General features: G+C 56.4%; 16 protein-coding genes. 8 read left to right on the top strand and 8 right to left on the bottom strand.

The window, feature by feature from the left end:
• Nucleotides 1–4: 4 nt before the first annotated feature.
• From KJZ99_07695 to KJZ99_07660, 8 genes are all read right to left on the bottom strand, one after another.
• A complete protein-coding gene (locus KJZ99_07695) occupies nucleotides 5–1,198 on the bottom strand; it encodes a phosphoglycerate kinase (protein ID MCL4305784.1) in 1,194 nt (397 codons plus the stop codon).
• A gap of 213 nt (nucleotides 1,199–1,411) precedes the next feature.
• The gene (locus KJZ99_07690; protein MCL4305783.1) at nucleotides 1,412–1,927 is read right to left on the bottom strand and encodes a hypothetical protein; all 516 of its coding nucleotides are present in this window, start codon (nucleotides 1,925–1,927) and stop codon (nucleotides 1,412–1,414) included.
• Nucleotides 1,928–2,089: 162 nt separating this feature from the next.
• Nucleotides 2,090–2,536: a DUF4920 domain-containing protein gene (locus KJZ99_07685; protein MCL4305782.1), complete on the bottom strand. Its 447-nt coding sequence runs from the start codon at nucleotides 2,534–2,536 to the stop codon at nucleotides 2,090–2,092.
• Between the two features lie 64 nt (nucleotides 2,537–2,600).
• Nucleotides 2,601–2,984, bottom strand: a complete 384-nt coding sequence (locus tag KJZ99_07680; protein MCL4305781.1) for a DUF1232 domain-containing protein — start codon at nucleotides 2,982–2,984, stop codon at nucleotides 2,601–2,603.
• On the bottom strand, nucleotides 2,984–3,541 hold the full coding sequence (locus KJZ99_07675; GenBank protein MCL4305780.1) for a DUF1232 domain-containing protein: 558 nt from the start codon (nucleotides 3,539–3,541) through the stop codon (nucleotides 2,984–2,986). The genes KJZ99_07680 and KJZ99_07675 overlap by 1 nt, the downstream gene beginning before the upstream one ends.
• 84 nt (nucleotides 3,542–3,625) lie before the next feature.
• Entirely contained in the window at nucleotides 3,626–4,630 is a 1,005-nt protein-coding gene (gap, locus tag KJZ99_07670) for a type I glyceraldehyde-3-phosphate dehydrogenase (protein ID MCL4305779.1), read from the bottom strand.
• A 99-nt stretch (nucleotides 4,631–4,729) separates the two neighbouring features.
• Entirely contained in the window at nucleotides 4,730–5,752 is a 1,023-nt protein-coding gene (locus tag KJZ99_07665) for a 6-phosphofructokinase (GenBank protein ID MCL4305778.1), read from the bottom strand.
• A 168-nt stretch (nucleotides 5,753–5,920) separates the two neighbouring features.
• A complete protein-coding gene (locus tag KJZ99_07660) occupies nucleotides 5,921–7,570 on the bottom strand; it encodes a PAS domain-containing sensor histidine kinase (protein ID MCL4305777.1) in 1,650 nt (549 codons plus the stop codon).
• Between the two features lie 147 nt (nucleotides 7,571–7,717).
• Between KJZ99_07660 and hemW the strand changes: the two genes are divergently transcribed.
• From hemW to KJZ99_07620, 8 genes are all read left to right on the top strand, one after another.
• Nucleotides 7,718–8,872, top strand: coding sequence for a radical SAM family heme chaperone HemW (hemW, locus tag KJZ99_07655; GenBank protein MCL4305776.1), 1,155 nt, complete (start codon nucleotides 7,718–7,720; stop codon nucleotides 8,870–8,872).
• Between the two features lie 111 nt (nucleotides 8,873–8,983).
• On the top strand, nucleotides 8,984–9,586 hold the full coding sequence (locus KJZ99_07650; GenBank protein ID MCL4305775.1) for a penicillin-binding protein activator LpoB: 603 nt from the start codon (nucleotides 8,984–8,986) through the stop codon (nucleotides 9,584–9,586).
• 8 nt (nucleotides 9,587–9,594) lie between these two features.
• A complete protein-coding gene (locus tag KJZ99_07645; GenBank protein ID MCL4305774.1) occupies nucleotides 9,595–11,025 on the top strand; it encodes a hypothetical protein in 1,431 nt (476 codons plus the stop codon).
• The gene (locus tag KJZ99_07640) at nucleotides 11,013–11,705 is read left to right on the top strand and encodes a hypothetical protein (GenBank protein ID MCL4305773.1); all 693 of its coding nucleotides are present in this window, start codon (nucleotides 11,013–11,015) and stop codon (nucleotides 11,703–11,705) included. The genes KJZ99_07645 and KJZ99_07640 overlap by 13 nt, the downstream gene beginning before the upstream one ends.
• A complete protein-coding gene (locus KJZ99_07635) occupies nucleotides 11,702–12,847 on the top strand; it encodes a PLP-dependent aspartate aminotransferase family protein (GenBank protein MCL4305772.1) in 1,146 nt (381 codons plus the stop codon). The genes KJZ99_07640 and KJZ99_07635 overlap by 4 nt, the downstream gene beginning before the upstream one ends.
• A gap of 290 nt (nucleotides 12,848–13,137) precedes the next feature.
• On the top strand, nucleotides 13,138–13,992 hold the full coding sequence (locus tag KJZ99_07630; protein MCL4305771.1) for a chemotaxis protein CheX: 855 nt from the start codon (nucleotides 13,138–13,140) through the stop codon (nucleotides 13,990–13,992).
• A 217-nt stretch (nucleotides 13,993–14,209) separates the two neighbouring features.
• Nucleotides 14,210–14,587 carry a response regulator gene (locus tag KJZ99_07625; protein MCL4305770.1) on the top strand — a complete coding sequence of 126 codons (378 nt, stop codon included), beginning with the start codon at nucleotides 14,210–14,212 and terminating at the stop codon, nucleotides 14,585–14,587.
• A 137-nt stretch (nucleotides 14,588–14,724) separates the two neighbouring features.
• Nucleotides 14,725–16,191 (top strand): oligosaccharide flippase family protein, encoded by a 1,467-nt coding sequence (locus tag KJZ99_07620; GenBank protein ID MCL4305769.1) that lies wholly within the window; start codon nucleotides 14,725–14,727, stop codon nucleotides 16,189–16,191.
• Nucleotides 16,192–16,218 lie beyond the last annotated feature (27 nt).

Below are 16,218 nucleotides of genomic sequence, written 5' to 3'. Positions count from 1 at the left end.
TTTTCTATGCGTTTGTCAATGCTGCAACACCCGGCAGAACCTTGCCTTCGAGGAATTCGAGGCTCGCTCCGCCGCCCGTAGATACATGAGAAACCTTATCTGCCAGCTCGAATTTCTCCATCGCCGCCGCCGAATCCCCGCCGCCGACAACCGTGATTGCTCCGGCCTGAGTAGCCTTGACCAGTGCTTCGGCTACAGCTTTCGTTCCACTGGCAAATTCATCAATTTCAAAAACTCCCATCGGGCCATTCCAGACCACTGTGCGGGCCTTCAGAATAATCTCCGTGTAGAGCTTTTCGGTTTCCGGTCCGATGTCGGCAGCCAGCTTGTCCTCCGGAATCCGGTCGGACTTGGCCACCGAGGTCGCCTCACCCGACTTCAATTCGGAGGCAATCCGTGAATCGGGAGGCAATACGAGCTTGGTTGAAGATCCTGCGGCCTTCTTCATCAATTCGAGGGCCAGATCCATCTTGTCGGATTCCAGAATGGACTCGCCGATTTCGCCGCCCTGCGCCTTATAGAAGGTATAGGCCATCCCGCCGCCGACCAGAATCGTATCCACCTTGCCGATGAGATTCTCGATGACGTCAATCTTGCCCGAAATTTTCGAGCCGCCCAAGACCGCCACAAACGGGCGCTTGGGTTCAGCCAGCGCTTTGCCCAAGTAGTCAAGCTCTTTCTGCATCAGATAGCCCGCGACGCACGGCTTGATGAATTGTGTCACACCTTCCGTGGAAGCGTGCGCGCGATGCGCCGAGCCGAACGCATCGTTGACATAGAGGTCGCCGAGCTTCGCAAGCTTCTTGGCAAATTCGGGATCGTTCTTCTCTTCTTCGTTATAGAAGCGCAGATTTTCCAGCAGCACCACTTGACCCGGCACCAGTGACGCAACCACCTTCTCGACCTCTTCGCCAATGCAGTCCGTAGCCATCGTCACGGGTCGATTCAGCAGCTCCGCCAATCTCACCGCCGCCGGAGCCAGCGACATATCGGGATTCTTCTTGCCTTTCGGACGTCCGAGGTGGCTCATCAAAATCGCCTTGCCGCCGGATGCGATAATCTTCTTAATCGTGGGCAGCGACTCGCGGATGCGCGTGTCGTCGGTCACTTTGCCCTCGTCAAGCGGCACATTGAAATCCACGCGCACCAACACGCGCTTGCCGCTTAAGTCAACCTGATCAATCGTGAGTTTGTTCATCGATAGATGAAAAATGGAATTGATATTTTGAGATAGTTAAGACTTCGTCTTCGCAACGGCGCCCGTTGCGGGCGCACCGCATCGGTCATCTTGTGGCAGAATCTATTCGAAGCATCAGCTTTGCTTAACGTCTTTTGAGTTGTCGGTTTGCACCAAGGTCCTTCACTTCGCCGAGCCTTCGTTCAGGATAACAAGAGGGGGTCGTGCTCCCGCCTACTCTTCGCCGAAAATCTCGTCGAGCTGATTCTCAATCAAGGTCATCCGCTTGGTGAGGTCCTTGAGCGACGCTTCGATGCGCGCGAGAGCTTCCATCACTTCCGCACCGCCGCCGGCTGCGCGCGGAGCGCGGTCGCCAAACTCGCGGCGCGGCGGGCGGTCGCCCCACTCTTTCTTCGGACCGCCGAACGAACGGCCGCGTGGCGGAGCGTCTCCCGTGCGGCGCGGACCACGCGGCGGGCCGTCAAACTCGCGGCGAGGTGCGCGCGGACTGTCGCCATATTCCTTGCGTGGACCGCGAGGCGGCGGACGGTCGTCGCTGTCGTAACGCTTACGCGGAGGCGGACGGTCGTCTCCCGCGGCACGCGAACGCGGCGCGCGCGCAGGTCGGTCGTCACCCTCCCATTTCGGTTTTGCTCCTCGCGGACCCGCTGTGGCCGCACGCGGCGGTTTCGGTTTCACGTGCTTATGGTCGCGGTCTTTCAATCTGTAACGCTTGGGGGCTGTGGCCACTTCGGGCACTCCTTGAAAAAAATTTGAGCACATACGCCCCCACTTGCGAAGACTTCATCTCTCTTCGCAGCGCCGATAAACGTTGCGCAAAACACTCGACTCTCTGCTATCCCCGTCCGTGCAAATCCATTGACCCGCACCGACAGACACTCTTTTCCCGAACTATATTCCCTTAACGCGCGCGCCCTTGATGCTCACCATAATCACGGGAGCAGGACACGCGTGACTGTCCTCTTCGCCTTCATGCTGCTCTTCAACATAGCCCGGTGCGTTCGGGTCATACATCAAAGTTCCCTGCAACTCAATCTCCTTGCCCAAAGCATCCGGCGGGAAGGTCACCACGTCGCCGATACTCTTACACAGAATTGTAGACTTGTCCTTCTGCTCAATCTCCACCCAGCAGCCCGCGTGACGGCACATGTCCACCACCGTACCCGTAATCAGCACGTCGTGATCGACATAATTTGCGGGATTCGCGTTCAGTTCGGCAATCTTCGCCGGCCTCTTGAGGCTCGGCTCTTCGCCAAACGTGCGCATCTGCTTGCCGGAGGAACAGGAGATCACGAAGATCGTCGTGATGAGGAGAGTAAAGAGAACTTTCATTTTCATGTTAGGTTTTATCTCTTGCTTCAAGAAAAATGGAAACCGGAGGTGAATTGATTGCGGAGAAACGCTATGGGGCTTGCTCGTCCGACGCGCTTGGTTCGTCTTGCAGATCATAAGGCTCGGGATCCATGTTCTGTTGTCTCAAAAACCGCCTTAAATCTATCTTGATCATGGAGAACAGTTTCGCGATTATGAACGCGTCATCCAACCAACCAAAGAACAATAGAAAATCAGGGATCAAGTCAAACGGCATCAGCACATAAAGCACAATCGCAATCACCGCGACAATGGTCGCCCACGGAGTTTTCGCATGACGGTGCAGGACAGCAACCATCATCTGCCGCCATAACTTGAAGCGGCGATAGAGAAACTTCCATCCGCTTCGAGTCTTCGGCAGAATTGCGAAAAAGGCGAGAAAGGCGGCGCCGAACCCTGGCCGGCGTTTCGGCATTACGCAGAAGGCTTGTCGTCGTCCAGCGGCTTCGCTTCCGGACTCAGACCGTAATCCGCCAGATTCAAATTGCGGTGCGCGGCGTAACGCTTGAGGTCTATCCGGACCAGCGAAATGCAGAGCGCGATCACGAGCGCGTCGTCCGCGAAACCCAGCGCCGGAATAAAGTCGGGCACGACGTCTATCGGCGAGATTAAATAAAGCAATGTTGCCGTCAGCGCCGCCACCGTCGCCCACGGAACGTCGAACTCCTTCTTTGTGCTGTCGCGCAGCATCTCCCACAGCAGCTTTGCCTGCTTCCCGAGTTTGACGACGAAACCCTTGCCGGAATTCAGCAGCTTCTCAATCCCGCTCTCGGCCTTGTCAACGGCCTTTGAGACGTCTTCCTTCGTGACCGTATTCTTCTTCTCTTCAAACCACTTGCCGGTCTTGTCGGCGACTTTTTCAAGTGCCGAATGCGTCTCCGACGTGACGTTGCCCCAGAGTTTCGTCACTGAGCTCTTCGCTTCCTCGAGGCTCTCTTTAAGCTCGCCCTGTCCCTTTTCGGTGTCACTCATCATTGCCATCCTTTGTTAAGTCTCTGCTCCTGAGAGAACGCAACAACACAACGCGCTTGGGTCGGCGCGCCTGCGAGTTTCCGCCTATGCTCCCATTTTCGCGAGCAGGTCCACACAGCGCATTGAGTAGCCCCACTCGTTGTCGTACCAGCCGAAAATCTTCACCATCTTCTCGCCCATCACCATCGTCGACTTCGCGTCGAAGATGCATGAGTGCGGATTGCCGATGATGTCCGCTGAAACGATTTCGTCTTCCGTGTATTCGAGCACGCCCTTCATGGGTCCGTTCGCTGCGGCTTTGAACGCCGCGTTCACGGCTTCAATCGTGACCGGCTTGCTGGTCACGGCGACCAAATCCGTAATGGAACCCGTCGGCGTCGGCACGCGCAGCGCCGTGCCATCGATCTTGCCTTTCAATTCCTTGATAATCTTTCCCACCGTGCGGGCGGCACCCGTCGTCGTTGGAATGATGCTCACCGCGGCCGAACGCGCGCGGCGCAAATCGCTGTGCGGTGCGTCGAGAATGTTCTGGTCGTTTGTATAGCTGTGAATTGTCGTCATGAACGCGTGCTCGATGCCGAAATTGTCCAACAATACTTTGGCCATCGGTGCGACGCAGTTGGTCGTGCAGCTCGCATTCGACACCAGCTTGTGTTCCGGCTTCAAGTCCTTGTCGTTGATGCCCAGCACAATCGTTGCGTCAATCTCGTCCTTCGAGGGCACCGTCAAAAGCACCTTCTTCGCACCCGCGTCGATATGCTGTTGAATCCCCGCGCGGTCGCGGAACGACTTCGCGCCGGTGGACTCGACCACGATATCCGTCTTATTGTCCGCCCAGTTCAGTTTCTTCGGGTCCTTTTCGGCCGTCACTTCGATATGATTCTTGCCGATTTGCAGCCCCGTCGCCGTGACCGTCACAGTCTCGTTGAACTTGCCCTGCGTCGAATCATACTTCAGCAGGTGCGCGAGCGTCTTCGAATCGGTCAGGTCGTTGATGGCGACCACCTCAAAGCGGGGGTCGTTGTAAATTCCGCGAAACACCAAACGGCCGATGCGGCCGAATCCGTTAATTGCAATGCGAATAGCCATGAGAGGAATAAACAGGAATTATTGAAAATGGAAAGTTGAAAATTTAGAATTGCGAGGCAATCTCATGCGCCGGCACAGTTTCCCGCCGGAGTTCATACCTTATCCGAAAAAGATCTCCGCTATCTCATACGTCCGATCGTCGACAAATCTCGTCTTGCCTTTCATTTCGGAAAGCGGCACCATCATTAAGTGACCGTCGCGCAGCGCGACAAAGTGGCCGAACTGCCCTTGCGCAATGGCCTCAATCGCACAAACGCCCATGCGCGTCGCCAGCAGCCTGTCTTCCGCCACCGGAGTGCCGCTGCGCTGCACGTGCCCGAGCACCGTCACGCGTGATGAGATACCCGTGCGCTGTTCGATTTCGCGCGCAACCACGTAGCCGATACCGCCGTAGCGCGGGCGGCCAAAGCTGTCCATTTCCCCCGACGTGACGATCTCTTCGCCCTCTGCCGTTGCTCCCTCCGCCACCACCACGATGGAAAAACGTTTCACTTCGTGGCGCGTCACCAGTTGCCGGCAGACTCTGTCCCAGTTGAACGGGCGCTCGGGAATCAGCACCAAATCCGCACCGCCGGCAATCCCCGCCGTCACGGCTATCCAGCCCGAGTTCCGGCCCATCGTCTCAATCACCATGATCCGGTGGTGAGACTCCGCCGTCGCGTGCAGGCTGTCAATCGCGTTCGTCACCGTTTGCACCGCTGTATAGAAACCGAAGGTCGCGTCGGTGCCCGCAATATCGTTGTCAATCGTCTTGGGAATGCCGATGATTTTGGCGCCGTGCTTCGAAAGCTCGTAGGCCGCCGAGAGGCTGCCGTCCCCGCCGATTATCACAATGCAGTCCAGTCGGTGCAGTGCGCTATTCTCCAGGCAGTGGGCCACCGTGTCCACATCGTGAACCGGATTGAAACGGGATGTGCCGAGGATGGTTCCGCCTCGGTTCAGGATTCCCGAAACCGACTTGGGCGGCAGAGGAATAATGTCACCATCGTGCAATCCTTTCCATCCGTTTCGGATGCCGACGGTTTCATAACCGAAGCGATTATTGGCGGTGCGGACGACAGCGCGAATGGCTGCATTCAGACCGGGGCAGTCCCCACCGCTGGTAAGTAAGCCTAATTTCATATATTACAGGGGTTCAGGAGGCTGTTGAATATAGAATTTACGGCTTTGCGAGCCGAGAGTCAACCAAGCTATCTTCTCACGCAAGCCGGATTGCTCAGGTTCCTCGCCTCCCACAACCAAAAACGCCGACCCAGAGGCCGGCGGTAGTGTCTTTCTGCTTTTCTTTGGCTAACTTCTGGGCAGCAGGTCGGGTTTTCTCCCGATGGGGAAGCGCAATACAAACGTGCTGCCGTCGCCCGGTGTCGAGAAGACGTCCAGTGCCGCACCATAGCGCGACAGAATCCCGCGAGACGACGACAATCCAAGACCTGTCCCGACCGGAGTCCCTTCCGGTGCGTCCTGCTTCTTGGGTTTCGTCGTGAAGAACGGCTCGAAGATGCGCGCCTTGACCTCCTCGGTCATGCCCATTCCGGTGTCCGCCACCTCCAGCACCAATTGCCGCTCACGCACATAGGCCTTGACCGTCAACACCTTCTTGGGTGTGTCGTGCATCGCGTCAATCGCATTGCGCAACAGGTTGCCGATAACCTGCGAGAGGTCAATGTAGACTCCGAAAATGGTCGGCAGCTCGTCGGCAATCAGCAGCTTGGTTTCGATATTGTGCTTGAAGAACAAGTTGCCCTCAAGAAAACGCAGTTCCGTTTCGATGATGTCCCGCACGTCGAGTTCGCGCGGTTCGGTTTCCCGCTCGTTGCGCGACTTGTGCATCAGATTGGCAATCAGATCGCGCATGATCAGAGCCTGTTTGCGCACCTGTTCGATTTCGCGTGTGGCCAGATCCTTAAGCTTGAGCAAATCACAAATGCCCAGAATGCCCGTCAATGGGCCGTTCAGGTTGTGCGCGATTCCCGCGACGAGCATGCCGAACTCAGCAAGTTTGGATTCCCGCGTCAGCTCCAGCTCGAGCATGTGGTTCTGTTTTTCTATCAGTGATTGCTCTGTGATGTCCTTGCACATCAGCATCACCTGACTCGAATGGCCCGTCTCGAACAGGAAGCTGCGCGTCACCAGAAACATGCGCCCGTCGCCCGCTTCCAGCTTGAGAGTCTTCCCGCCGTAAGCCGAAGTCAGTCCCTGCAAGTCCGTGCGGTCTTCCTTCGAGAATTCTTTCAGCCAACGGTGACAGACGACCGCCAATTCGTATGGCTCGAACAGTGTTTCCATCGTGGGATTCGCGTAGCGGACATCTCCGCTGACATCCATCAGCACCAGCCCGTCGCGCATCGCCCGAATAAAAGTATTCAACCGGTCACGTTCAATGCGCAGATAGCGCTCGGATATCGCTCGCTCTCCGACGTCGCGGCCCACTAACAAAGCAAACTCGCCCTTCCCCGAGACGGAGCGGCGAGTCGTAAACTCAATCAGACGCGGATTGGCCGACGGGTCGGCCGGAGTCAACTCCACTACATGCACTCCGCCCACACCGGCGTCTTCATACAGCGTGCGCACAATCTTGCGTTCGCTTTCCGGGAAGAACAGCAGCAACGGCTTATCCAATAACTCGTCGCGAGAACGGCCCATCCACTCGCAGAACCGCTTCGATGCTTCAATGATCTCGCCGCGCTTGCAGTGCACCACCACCAAACCGTCCGGACCTTCCAGCAGCAGATCCAGCAGTTCAGGAGGCTGTTCTTCGTTCGGGGCGGGCGCTTCAGCGGACTTGGTGCGGTGAATGAAATTCTGCAGCAGGCCGGCTAAGCCCCGCGCGCGCGTGGCACTGTTCGTTGACCCAAGGTCCGGAGCAGGTGAACCCCCGTTCGGCTGACCGTCAGGAGTCTCGGTTTGCTGCTGCGCAGTGGTCTTGGGATCAGGGCTCATACTTGCTCAGTTTGGGCACACTTTGCCTGTTAGGTTGTGCGATTTGCCCCACCCTTCGAAAGCGTAAAGTGTTAGCCAATAGAATCAATGGTTTAGCTTAAGGTCATGCGGAACCCTGCATTGCAAATGTCATATAGGGCAATCTAAGTGCCAGTTGCGGTCTATCTACATCTGCCATTCTGTCGGAGGCTCTGCCCCTACTGCGACTTCTTCAAGAAAGTGCCAAGGACAGGCGATTTGGCTCGCATCACAAGCTTGCTGCTTTCTGAGTTATCGGCAACTCTCGTGCGCGAAAAGAGTTTCGCAGTCGGACCCTTAACCTCTGTTTATTTTGGCGGCGGGACACCTTCACTGCATCCACCGGAGCAAATTGAGAGACTGTTGAACGCTGTTTCGTTGCTGGGCGATGTTCATTCCTGCGAAGTCACATTGGAAGCCAACCCGGGCACGCTTACACCAAACGGACTATCGCATCTGCGCCACGCCGGAGTTAACCGGCTTTCGCTGGGTGCGCAATCTTTTTCGCACCGCAAGCTGCACCTGCTCTACCGCGACCACACCGCAGACGAAACCCGCGAAACGGTGAAGCACGCGCGACAGGCCGGATTCACGAACCTCTCGATGGATTTGATTTTCGGTTTGCCGGGTGAAACGCGCGAAGAGTGGCTGTCGGATATCGAACAGCTCTTGGCCTGCGAGCCGGATCACGTGTCGCTCTACAATCTTGAGTATCACGAACAAACCCCTTATGGCAAGTGGCTCGCGGAAGGCAAACTCGATCCGCTCGAACAGGACTTCGAAGCGGAACTCTATCTGATGACTCACGAAAAACTCGAGCAAGCGGGATTCGAGCATTATGAGGTTTCAAACTTCGCACGGCCCGGCTTCCGCTCGGTGCACAATCAAGTCTATTGGGAGGGCAAGCCCTATCTTGGACTCGGACCTTCGGCGCATTCGTTTGACGGAGTGGCCAGACGGTTTGCCAACGTGGCGGATTTGCACGAATACGAACGCAGAGTAGCCTCGGGCGAGTCGTGCATCGAGCGCGAGTGGCAAAACAGCGAGCGCGAGCAGTGGGAAGAGTGGATTTCGGTTCGGCTGAGACGCAAAGAGGGAATCCTCCGCGATGACTGCGAAGATGCGTGGGGGCTGAAGAAGACGCGCGAACTCTGGGAGGCGGCAGAAAGGTTGCCGCAACACCTGCGCGAAGTGGGAGAGAGCGTCTTTCGCTTGACGCCCGAAGGTTGGTTCGTCGAAAACGAGGTGCTACTGAAGCTATACGAAGATGCCTTAATCTGCTGAATTTGCGGATTCAACCTCCGGGTTGAATTGGTGTCCAAGAGAATGTATATTCACAAACTCTTTTCGTTTTAATAGAATTTTTCTAAATTCAACAAATTTCTGGAGTTGTAGATGAAGACCCTGTGGATTCTGGTGCTCGCGCTGGCCAGCGTAACCCTGATGAGCTGTTCAAGCGGGAAGAAGGTCTCCCGTATTGACGTCGAAGAGACCGTAGACCTGTCGGGCAACTGGAATGATACCGATAGCCGGCTGGTGGCCGACGAGATGATTAGCGATGCGATGTCGCGGCCGTGGCTCTCCAACTTCCTGCGGGACAAAGGAAAGAACCCGGCGGTGATCGTCGGCAACATGCGCAACCTTTCGGATGAGCACATTGCGACCGGCACGTTTGTTGGCGATATCGAGCGCGCGTTTGTGAACTCGGGTAGCGTCCGTGTTGTAGCGAGCCGTGACGAACGTGACGGCGTACGCGAAGAGCGCGAAGATCAGCAGGCCAACGCCTCGCTCGAAACCATGAAGGAATTCGGCATGGAACTCGGCGCGGACTATATGCTGATCGGCACGATTAACAAGATTCTCGATCAGGAAGGCAAGGAAAAGATCGCCTTTTATCAGGTGGACCTGACTTTGACCGACATGCAGACGAATGAGAAGGTGTGGATCGGCCAGAAGAAAATTAAGAAGTATATCGCGAGAAAGAACTACAAGCCCTGATTTCTCGCATGAACTCTCCGGTATGCGGCGCAGGTAAGGTTTCCTGCCGCCGCGGTTATACATTTCTGATGGTCATTTTGCTCGCCCTGCTGCTCTTCGGGTGCGCGGGAAAGCGGACACTGTTGATGGAGCAGGTGCGGACGGAGTTGCGCGCGACCTCCACGGAAAAGGCGCTCGAAGCCTATCGGAAGGGCGTCAAACCCAACACCGAACGTGTGGACGAGCTGCTGAATCTTGGTCTGCTCGCATTGGAAGCGGGCAAATACGACGACGCGCTGAAAGCTCTTAAAGAGGCCGACCGGCTGGCCGAAGAGCGCCTGACCAAGAGCCTGTCCCGTGAAGCCGCCGCGCTGACCACCTCCGACCGCGTGCGCGCCTATCAGGGCACCGTCTACGACAAGGCGATGCTCCACTACTATCAGGCTCTGGCTTACCTGATGAAGGGTGATCCGAACTCCGCGACTGTCGAGGGACGGCGCATCGCAAGCTATCTTGAAGTCAACGCGCGCGAATCCAAACACAGCTACACCAACGACCCGTTCCTGCAGTGGTTTGCGGGAGTGATGTATGAGTCCTACCGTCAATATAACGACGCGTGGATTGCCTACAAACGCGCGCAGACGCTCTATCCATTTTATGGCATGGACGAGCCGGGCTATTTGTGCCGCGCGACCTATGCTTCTCTGAAGAAAGTGGGAGCAAGCGAGCAGGAAGCGGAGCTGTTGGAACGTTGCCCCGACGTGGACAAGGACTATGATCCGAATTGGGGACGCGTGGTCGTCTTATGCGAAGCGGGCATCGCGCCGCAGATCCTCGAGACGAACATCATGTTCCCGATTATGAAGTACGACCAGCGCAGATTTGGCAGCGATGAAGAGCGGGAACGCTACGCTCAGGAAGTGTATCTGCGCGGCCACGATTATCGCTATGAAGAAGCGCAGCTCGATTACTTTCTGCGTGTCGCGCTGCCTTACTATCCGAGCGACTATCGCGGTACGGACGTGCAGCGCGTCTCCGTGCGGGGTGATAAGCTCGACCGGCTGGCGGAGTTTGCCGCACCAGTGGGACGGATTCTGATGCAGGACCTCTCCGACCGGATGCCCGCAATTACCGTTCGTGCTATCACGCGTGCCATCGTCAAGTATGCCGCGTCGAAAGCCGCCGAAGATGCCGGCAATAAGGACAGCAAAACATTGGGAACCATTCTCGGGATGGGAGTGAATCTGCTCGGCGCGGCCACCGAAGCTGCCGACACACGTTCGTGGGAAACTCTTCCGGATAGAATTTTTGTCGCCGACTTTCAATTGCCGCCGGGCGAACACAGCTTGCGGGTGATGTATGAAGGCTCAAGCGGCGAAACGGTAATGCGCTACGATTTGCCCACCGTCAAAGTTCGTGCGGGCGAGTTGACGGTGCTTCGTGCGAGGTGCTGGAAGTAGGCGGGCAGCCGGACAAGACACGGCTTCTGACGCAAGCACTGGTCGCTTTGCTCGCAGTTGAGTTGGTGTTTGCAGCTCTAAATGTTTGGCCGACGGACTCAGTGACCATCAACCGTGCGGTGAATCTGAACGGTGAAAACACGATTCCCGTCTGGTTCACCAGTTCGCAATTATTGGCTCTGGCCGTCACAACCTATCTTGCCTTTCGGCGCGATCACTCGAAGTCTTGGCTGCTGCTCGCCGCCGGATTCCTGTTTCTCTCTGTGGACGAAACCGCCATGCTGCACGAGTCCTTCGGCGCGGCGATCTACAAAGATCTGATTTCGGAAGACTACGGTTATTCGGATTGGGTCTATGTCTTCTCGCTGCCGATTGCGGCGGGGGCGGCTATTTTGGCGATGCTCATCGCGCGCTTCAGGGCAGTGTCCGGTTGGAGTTTCTGGAGCGGTACTGCGGGGTTGCTTCTCTGGATGGGAACGATTGGATTCGAGTTGGCCGACTCGAGCCGGCCGGGTGCGTTGATCCTCTTCGAAAACACGTTGTGCCATCCGCTGCACATTGCGGAGGAGCTGTGTGAAATGGCCGGAGCCTCGCTGCTGCTCTTTGCGATCACAAACTATGTCTTCCTGAAAGATCCCAGCGGCGAACCCGCCGCATTCACAGTCAACAGTCATTCATGAAATTCTCCACACTTTGCATTCATGCGGGAGTGCATCCCGACCCGACGACTGGCGCCATCATGACGCCGATTTTTCAAACGTCCACCTACGCGCAGCCGGAACTCGGGAAGCACCTCGGCTACGAGTATTCACGCACGGACAATCCGACCCGCGTTGCTCTGCAGGAATCCATCGCCGCGCTCGAAGGCGGGCAATATGGATTGTGCTTTTCCAGCGGAATGGGCGCAATCGATTGCTTGATTGCGACGCTTTCCAGCGGAGATCATGTAATTGCCGGCGACGACGTCTACGGCGGCACCTTCCGCATCTTCAAATATGTGCGCGAGAAGCAGGGGATTACCTCAGACTTCATCGATCTGACTAACCTCGACCTGCTCGAGCAGAGCATCACGCCAAAAACGAAATGGATTTGGCTGGAGACACCGACCAATCCGCTCTTGAAGCTCGTGGACATCCAAGCCGTCGTGAAGATAGCACGTGCAAAGGGCGTCAAAGTCGCTGTCGACAACACCTTTGCCACTCCATATTTTCAGAAACCTCTCGCGCTTGGCGCGGATCTCGTCATGCACAGCGTGACGAAATACCTCAATGGCCACAGCGACGTCGTTATGGGTTCAATTGTGCTGAACGATCAGGAACTCTATCAACAGTTGAAGTACATCCAGAACGCCTGCGGTGCCGTGCCGGGTCCGATGGATTGTTTCCTGACGCTGCGCGGCATCAAGACCCTCGCGGTGCGGATGGAGCGGCATCAGGCCAATGCCGCGATGCTCGCCAAAGATCTCGAAACTTCCCCGCACATCAGTTGGGTCCGTTATCCCGGACTGAAATCACATCCGCAACAGGATCTCGCGATGCGGCAAATGACCGGCTTCGCAGGTATGATCAGCTTCGAACTTAAAGGCGGACTCGAGGCGGCTCGCAAGTTTGTGTCCGGTCTTAAACTCTTCACCTTGGCCGAGTCGCTCGGTGGCGTCGAGTCGCTTTGCGATCATCCTGCTATCATGACCCATGCGACCATTCCGCGCGACCTGAGGGAAAAACTGGGCGTCACCGACGGCCTGATTCGGCTCTCCGTTGGACTCGAAGATGTGGATGATTTAAGGCAGGACTTAGCCAATGGATTTCAAAAGCTTAGATAGCCCTTTGCCTGCGAAAGAAAATTCCCGATGGCGCGAACCCTCGGGAATTTTTTTGTAAAACGGTCTGTGCTTTGCAATTCATTTCGCCTCGCAGGTCCTTGAAATTCGGAAAATTGTCTTTACTTGTTCAAACCTATTCTGCTTTCTAAGTCACGCATTGCCGTGCGGGCAAAGCGTTCCTGTGTCAGCATCGTTTGACCTCGCAAGTTGAATTGCACATCATTCGTTCGGCGCTTTAAGATTGGGTTAGTCAGTCTGCATCCACGTTCACAGGTCGGGGAGAACAATTGATGGACGGCACAATCGGGTTAATCGGGTTTCCAACGCTGCTGGACCACATGGTCTCGCGAATCCTCGCGGACTATGAGGTGCAGATTGAGCGCTTGGATGTGGAGCGCGCCGCGCCTGTGATGAAGAATCTCACTCTTGCCTTCTTCTTCTGGCCGGACAAAGGCGACCAGGGCTGCCAGCGACTGAAACAGCTTGTTTCACAAAGAGACGAGAAGCTCTGTCCCGTGATCGTTGTGGCCAATCCAATCGGCGAGCTCGCTGCGCAGCAGGCTGTCGGAACCTGCGTGAAAGCCGTCCTGCTCACACCGCTGCGTCCGAATGAAATCATCGATACCCTCGCCAAGTATGGCGGATTAAGCAACAGCAAGGCGCGTAAGGCTGTCAGTGTGGATTATGTCAATTCACTGCTGGGTAACACGCTGCACACGCTCGAGAAGCTGACCGGTTTGGAATGCGAACGGTCGAACATGCAGCTCTCCACCGAGGCCATGACCACCGGACACGTCTCAGGAACCGTTGCGTTCAGCGGCGGCGCCGAAGGCTTCATCACCGTCTCGTTTCCGCGTAATCTTGCCGCGAAAATCGCCTGCTCCACCATGTCCGCGCGCGGTGAATATGTGACAGACATCGAAATCAGCGCAAGCATCGGCGAGTTAATCGAATCAATTGCGCATGCGGCCAAAGCCAACGTCAGCGACCTGCGCGAACAGCTGCGGATTTCCCCGCCGCAGGTCTTCGCCGGAGGCCCGCACATCGTCGCGCAGCTGCGAGGGGAACCGGTCTTTGTCTTTGAGTTTCGTGCGGCCAGTGAGATCTTCTCGCTGCTCATCTGCCTCCGTCGCAAGGCCGCCTGATCCTCAACACCGCACCCCGTGCGCGTTGTCATCCCGCCACCACCTTGTTCTTGAAACTGCAGATTGCTTCGCTGCGTAGTTTTGTATCCACCACTTCCCGTTTTCGACTGCTAATTTCTGCTCCGCTGGTCTGCTATTTGCTCACACTCTTGTGGATTCCGACTAAGTGCGCGCAACTCTCAATTCATACTTTAGACTTTATTCGCCAGAGGATGACATGACCATACTGTCCGTTGATGACTCCACCACTATCCGCAGAATCGTCCGGCGAAGCTGTGAAGAGCTTGGTCACTTTGTGCTTGAAGCTCCCGACGGCATTACGGCGCTGGCCGTGCTGGCCGAGCAATCTCAAGATATTTCGCTGGTAGTCCTTGACTGGAATATGCCCGGAATGAGCGGGCTGGACGTCCTGAAAGTGATTAAGAGTGATCCTGCGACTAGGCATATCGTCGTCATGATGCTGACTTCGGAAGCCGATATGAACTATGTTTCCGAGGCCCTCGCAGCCGGCGCGCAGAACTATCTCACCAAGCCCTTCAGTCAGCAGGCTCTCACCCTGAAAATTCTGGAAAGCACCTACATGGTCAACGCCTGAACGGCGCGGCCCCGCAGCCTGTCTGACGGGAAACTTGCGACGGCCGGGTGCTTGCCCGGCCATTTTCGCTCCGGCTTGCGGGTTCGCGCAGGGTTTGTTACATTCTAAGATGCAAGTATCCTGCGATTCGGCGAATCATGGCTCATAGAACGTCGGCCGGCGGAGGAACGACCGTCTATCTGCTGGGCAGCCTTGCCGAGGGCGTGTTCAGCATGGCCTTCACGATGGTGCTCGTGAGGCTGATTACGCCCGCTGATTTCGGGGCGTGGCGGCAATTCATGGTGCTGGCCAGCATCGTCTGGAATATCGCCGTGTTCGGGTTGCCGCGAAGTCTGATTTACTTCTATAGCACTGCGGATGAGCGGGCACAGGGCGCTATCGCACGACGCACATTGTGGCTGACGCTGAGTTTCGGCTGCGCTGCGTCCATCCTGTTCTACTTCGGACTCGACCTTGCCGCCAAACAGTTTGACAGTCCGGGCCTTGCCGATGAAGCTTTGCTCTTTTCCTCCTTTCTGCTGCTCTGCTTTCCGACTCTTATCATCAATCCGCTCCTGCTCTCCGCGAATCGCCGGACGCTGATGGCAGTCACTAAAGTAACGCTCGCACTGCTCAGAATCGCCGCGCTGATCGGACTCGTGTGGTTCAATGCGGATCTACAGACTCTGCTGATCAGCTTGAACGTGTTCGCGCTTGTGCAATTCGTTGTGCTCGTTGCCCTCTATCTGAAAGTTGCAGGTCCCGCGCACGTGCCGCTCTGGGCAAATGTGCGCGAGCAGATGCGCTTCTCCGCGGACGTCACCGCCACCTCGATTGCCGGACAGATTGCCGTCGAAGCCGACAAGCTGATTGTCTCCTCCTACTTTCCTCCGGCGCGATTTGCTTCCTATTCCGTCGGCGCACGCGAACTGCCGCTGATTCCGATGATTCCCTACAGCATCTCGGACTCCATCTCGCCCGAAATCAGCCGCCTCTCCGTGCAGCAGAAATTCTCCGAACTGCGGGAACTGTGGCACCGCTGGATGAAGCGCACCGCCCTGCTCATGTATCCCGTGTTTGCGCTCGTGCTCTTTCAACATCGCGAAATCATCACGATACTTTATACCTCCGAGTATCTCGAAGGCGCGCTCCCGCTCCTGATTATCGGCTGCATTATTCCGATGCGCGTCACGTCCTACTATCAGATGCTTTTGAACCTCAACGGGTCGCGCGAAGTCATGTCGGCCTCGATTGCCATGCTCATTTCGATTGTCGCCTTGAGCTTCGTGTTCCTCTACGCGTTCGGGATGTGGGGTCCCGCGCTCGCAGTCGCCATTTCGGAATATCTCATCAACACTTGGGTCGTCGCACGTATCGCCCGCAGAACCGATACCCCGCTGTCACTGGTGATGCCGTGGGCGTATCTGCTCAAACTGCTCGTCGTTGCCGTCGGCAGCGGCGCACTTGCACTGCCTGTGCTCTCGCTCTTGGACGGCGCTCCGCTGTTGCTTAGTTTTGCGACTTATGCCTTGACACTGCTCGTGCTCTATGCCGCCGTTACGCTGACTCTGCGCATGGTCTCACAGGAAGACCTTGCTCTCCTGCGCAGCAAGTTCCGCCGTTAATCGGCAGACCCGCTCTCATTCGCTCAT

The sequence above is a fragment of the bacterium genome (assembly GCA_023382385.1).
Taxonomy (GTDB): Bacteria; Electryoneota; RPQS01; order RPQS01; family RPQS01; genus JABWCQ01.
This window is presented reverse-complemented; position numbering and strand designations above follow the sequence as displayed.

Bases quoted from the DNA above. Each gene is read 5' to 3' on its own strand.
- KJZ99_07695 (MCL4305784.1), bottom strand. From the start codon at position 1,198: ATGAACAAACTCACGATTGATCAGGTTGACTTAAGCGGCAAGCGCGTG.
- KJZ99_07685 (MCL4305782.1), bottom strand. From the start codon at position 2,536: ATGAAAATGAAAGTTCTCTTTACTCTCCTCATCACGACGATCTTCGTG.
- KJZ99_07680 (MCL4305781.1), bottom strand. From the start codon at position 2,984: ATGCCGAAACGCCGGCCAGGGTTCGGCGCCGCCTTTCTCGCCTTTTTC.
- KJZ99_07675 (MCL4305780.1), bottom strand. From the start codon at position 3,541: ATGAGTGACACCGAAAAGGGACAGGGCGAGCTTAAAGAGAGCCTCGAG.
- gap (MCL4305779.1), bottom strand. From the start codon at position 4,630: ATGGCTATTCGCATTGCAATTAACGGATTCGGCCGCATCGGCCGTTTG.
- KJZ99_07665 (MCL4305778.1), bottom strand. From the start codon at position 5,752: ATGAAATTAGGCTTACTTACCAGCGGTGGGGACTGCCCCGGTCTGAAT.
- KJZ99_07660 (MCL4305777.1), bottom strand. From the start codon at position 7,570: ATGAGCCCTGATCCCAAGACCACTGCGCAGCAGCAAACCGAGACTCCT.
- KJZ99_07650 (MCL4305775.1), top strand. From the start codon at position 8,984: ATGAAGACCCTGTGGATTCTGGTGCTCGCGCTGGCCAGCGTAACCCTG.
- KJZ99_07645 (MCL4305774.1), top strand. From the start codon at position 9,595: ATGAACTCTCCGGTATGCGGCGCAGGTAAGGTTTCCTGCCGCCGCGGT.
- KJZ99_07635 (MCL4305772.1), top strand. From the start codon at position 11,702: ATGAAATTCTCCACACTTTGCATTCATGCGGGAGTGCATCCCGACCCG.
- KJZ99_07630 (MCL4305771.1), top strand. From the start codon at position 13,138: ATGGACGGCACAATCGGGTTAATCGGGTTTCCAACGCTGCTGGACCAC.
- KJZ99_07625 (MCL4305770.1), top strand. From the start codon at position 14,210: ATGACCATACTGTCCGTTGATGACTCCACCACTATCCGCAGAATCGTC.
- KJZ99_07620 (MCL4305769.1), top strand. From the start codon at position 14,725: ATGGCTCATAGAACGTCGGCCGGCGGAGGAACGACCGTCTATCTGCTG.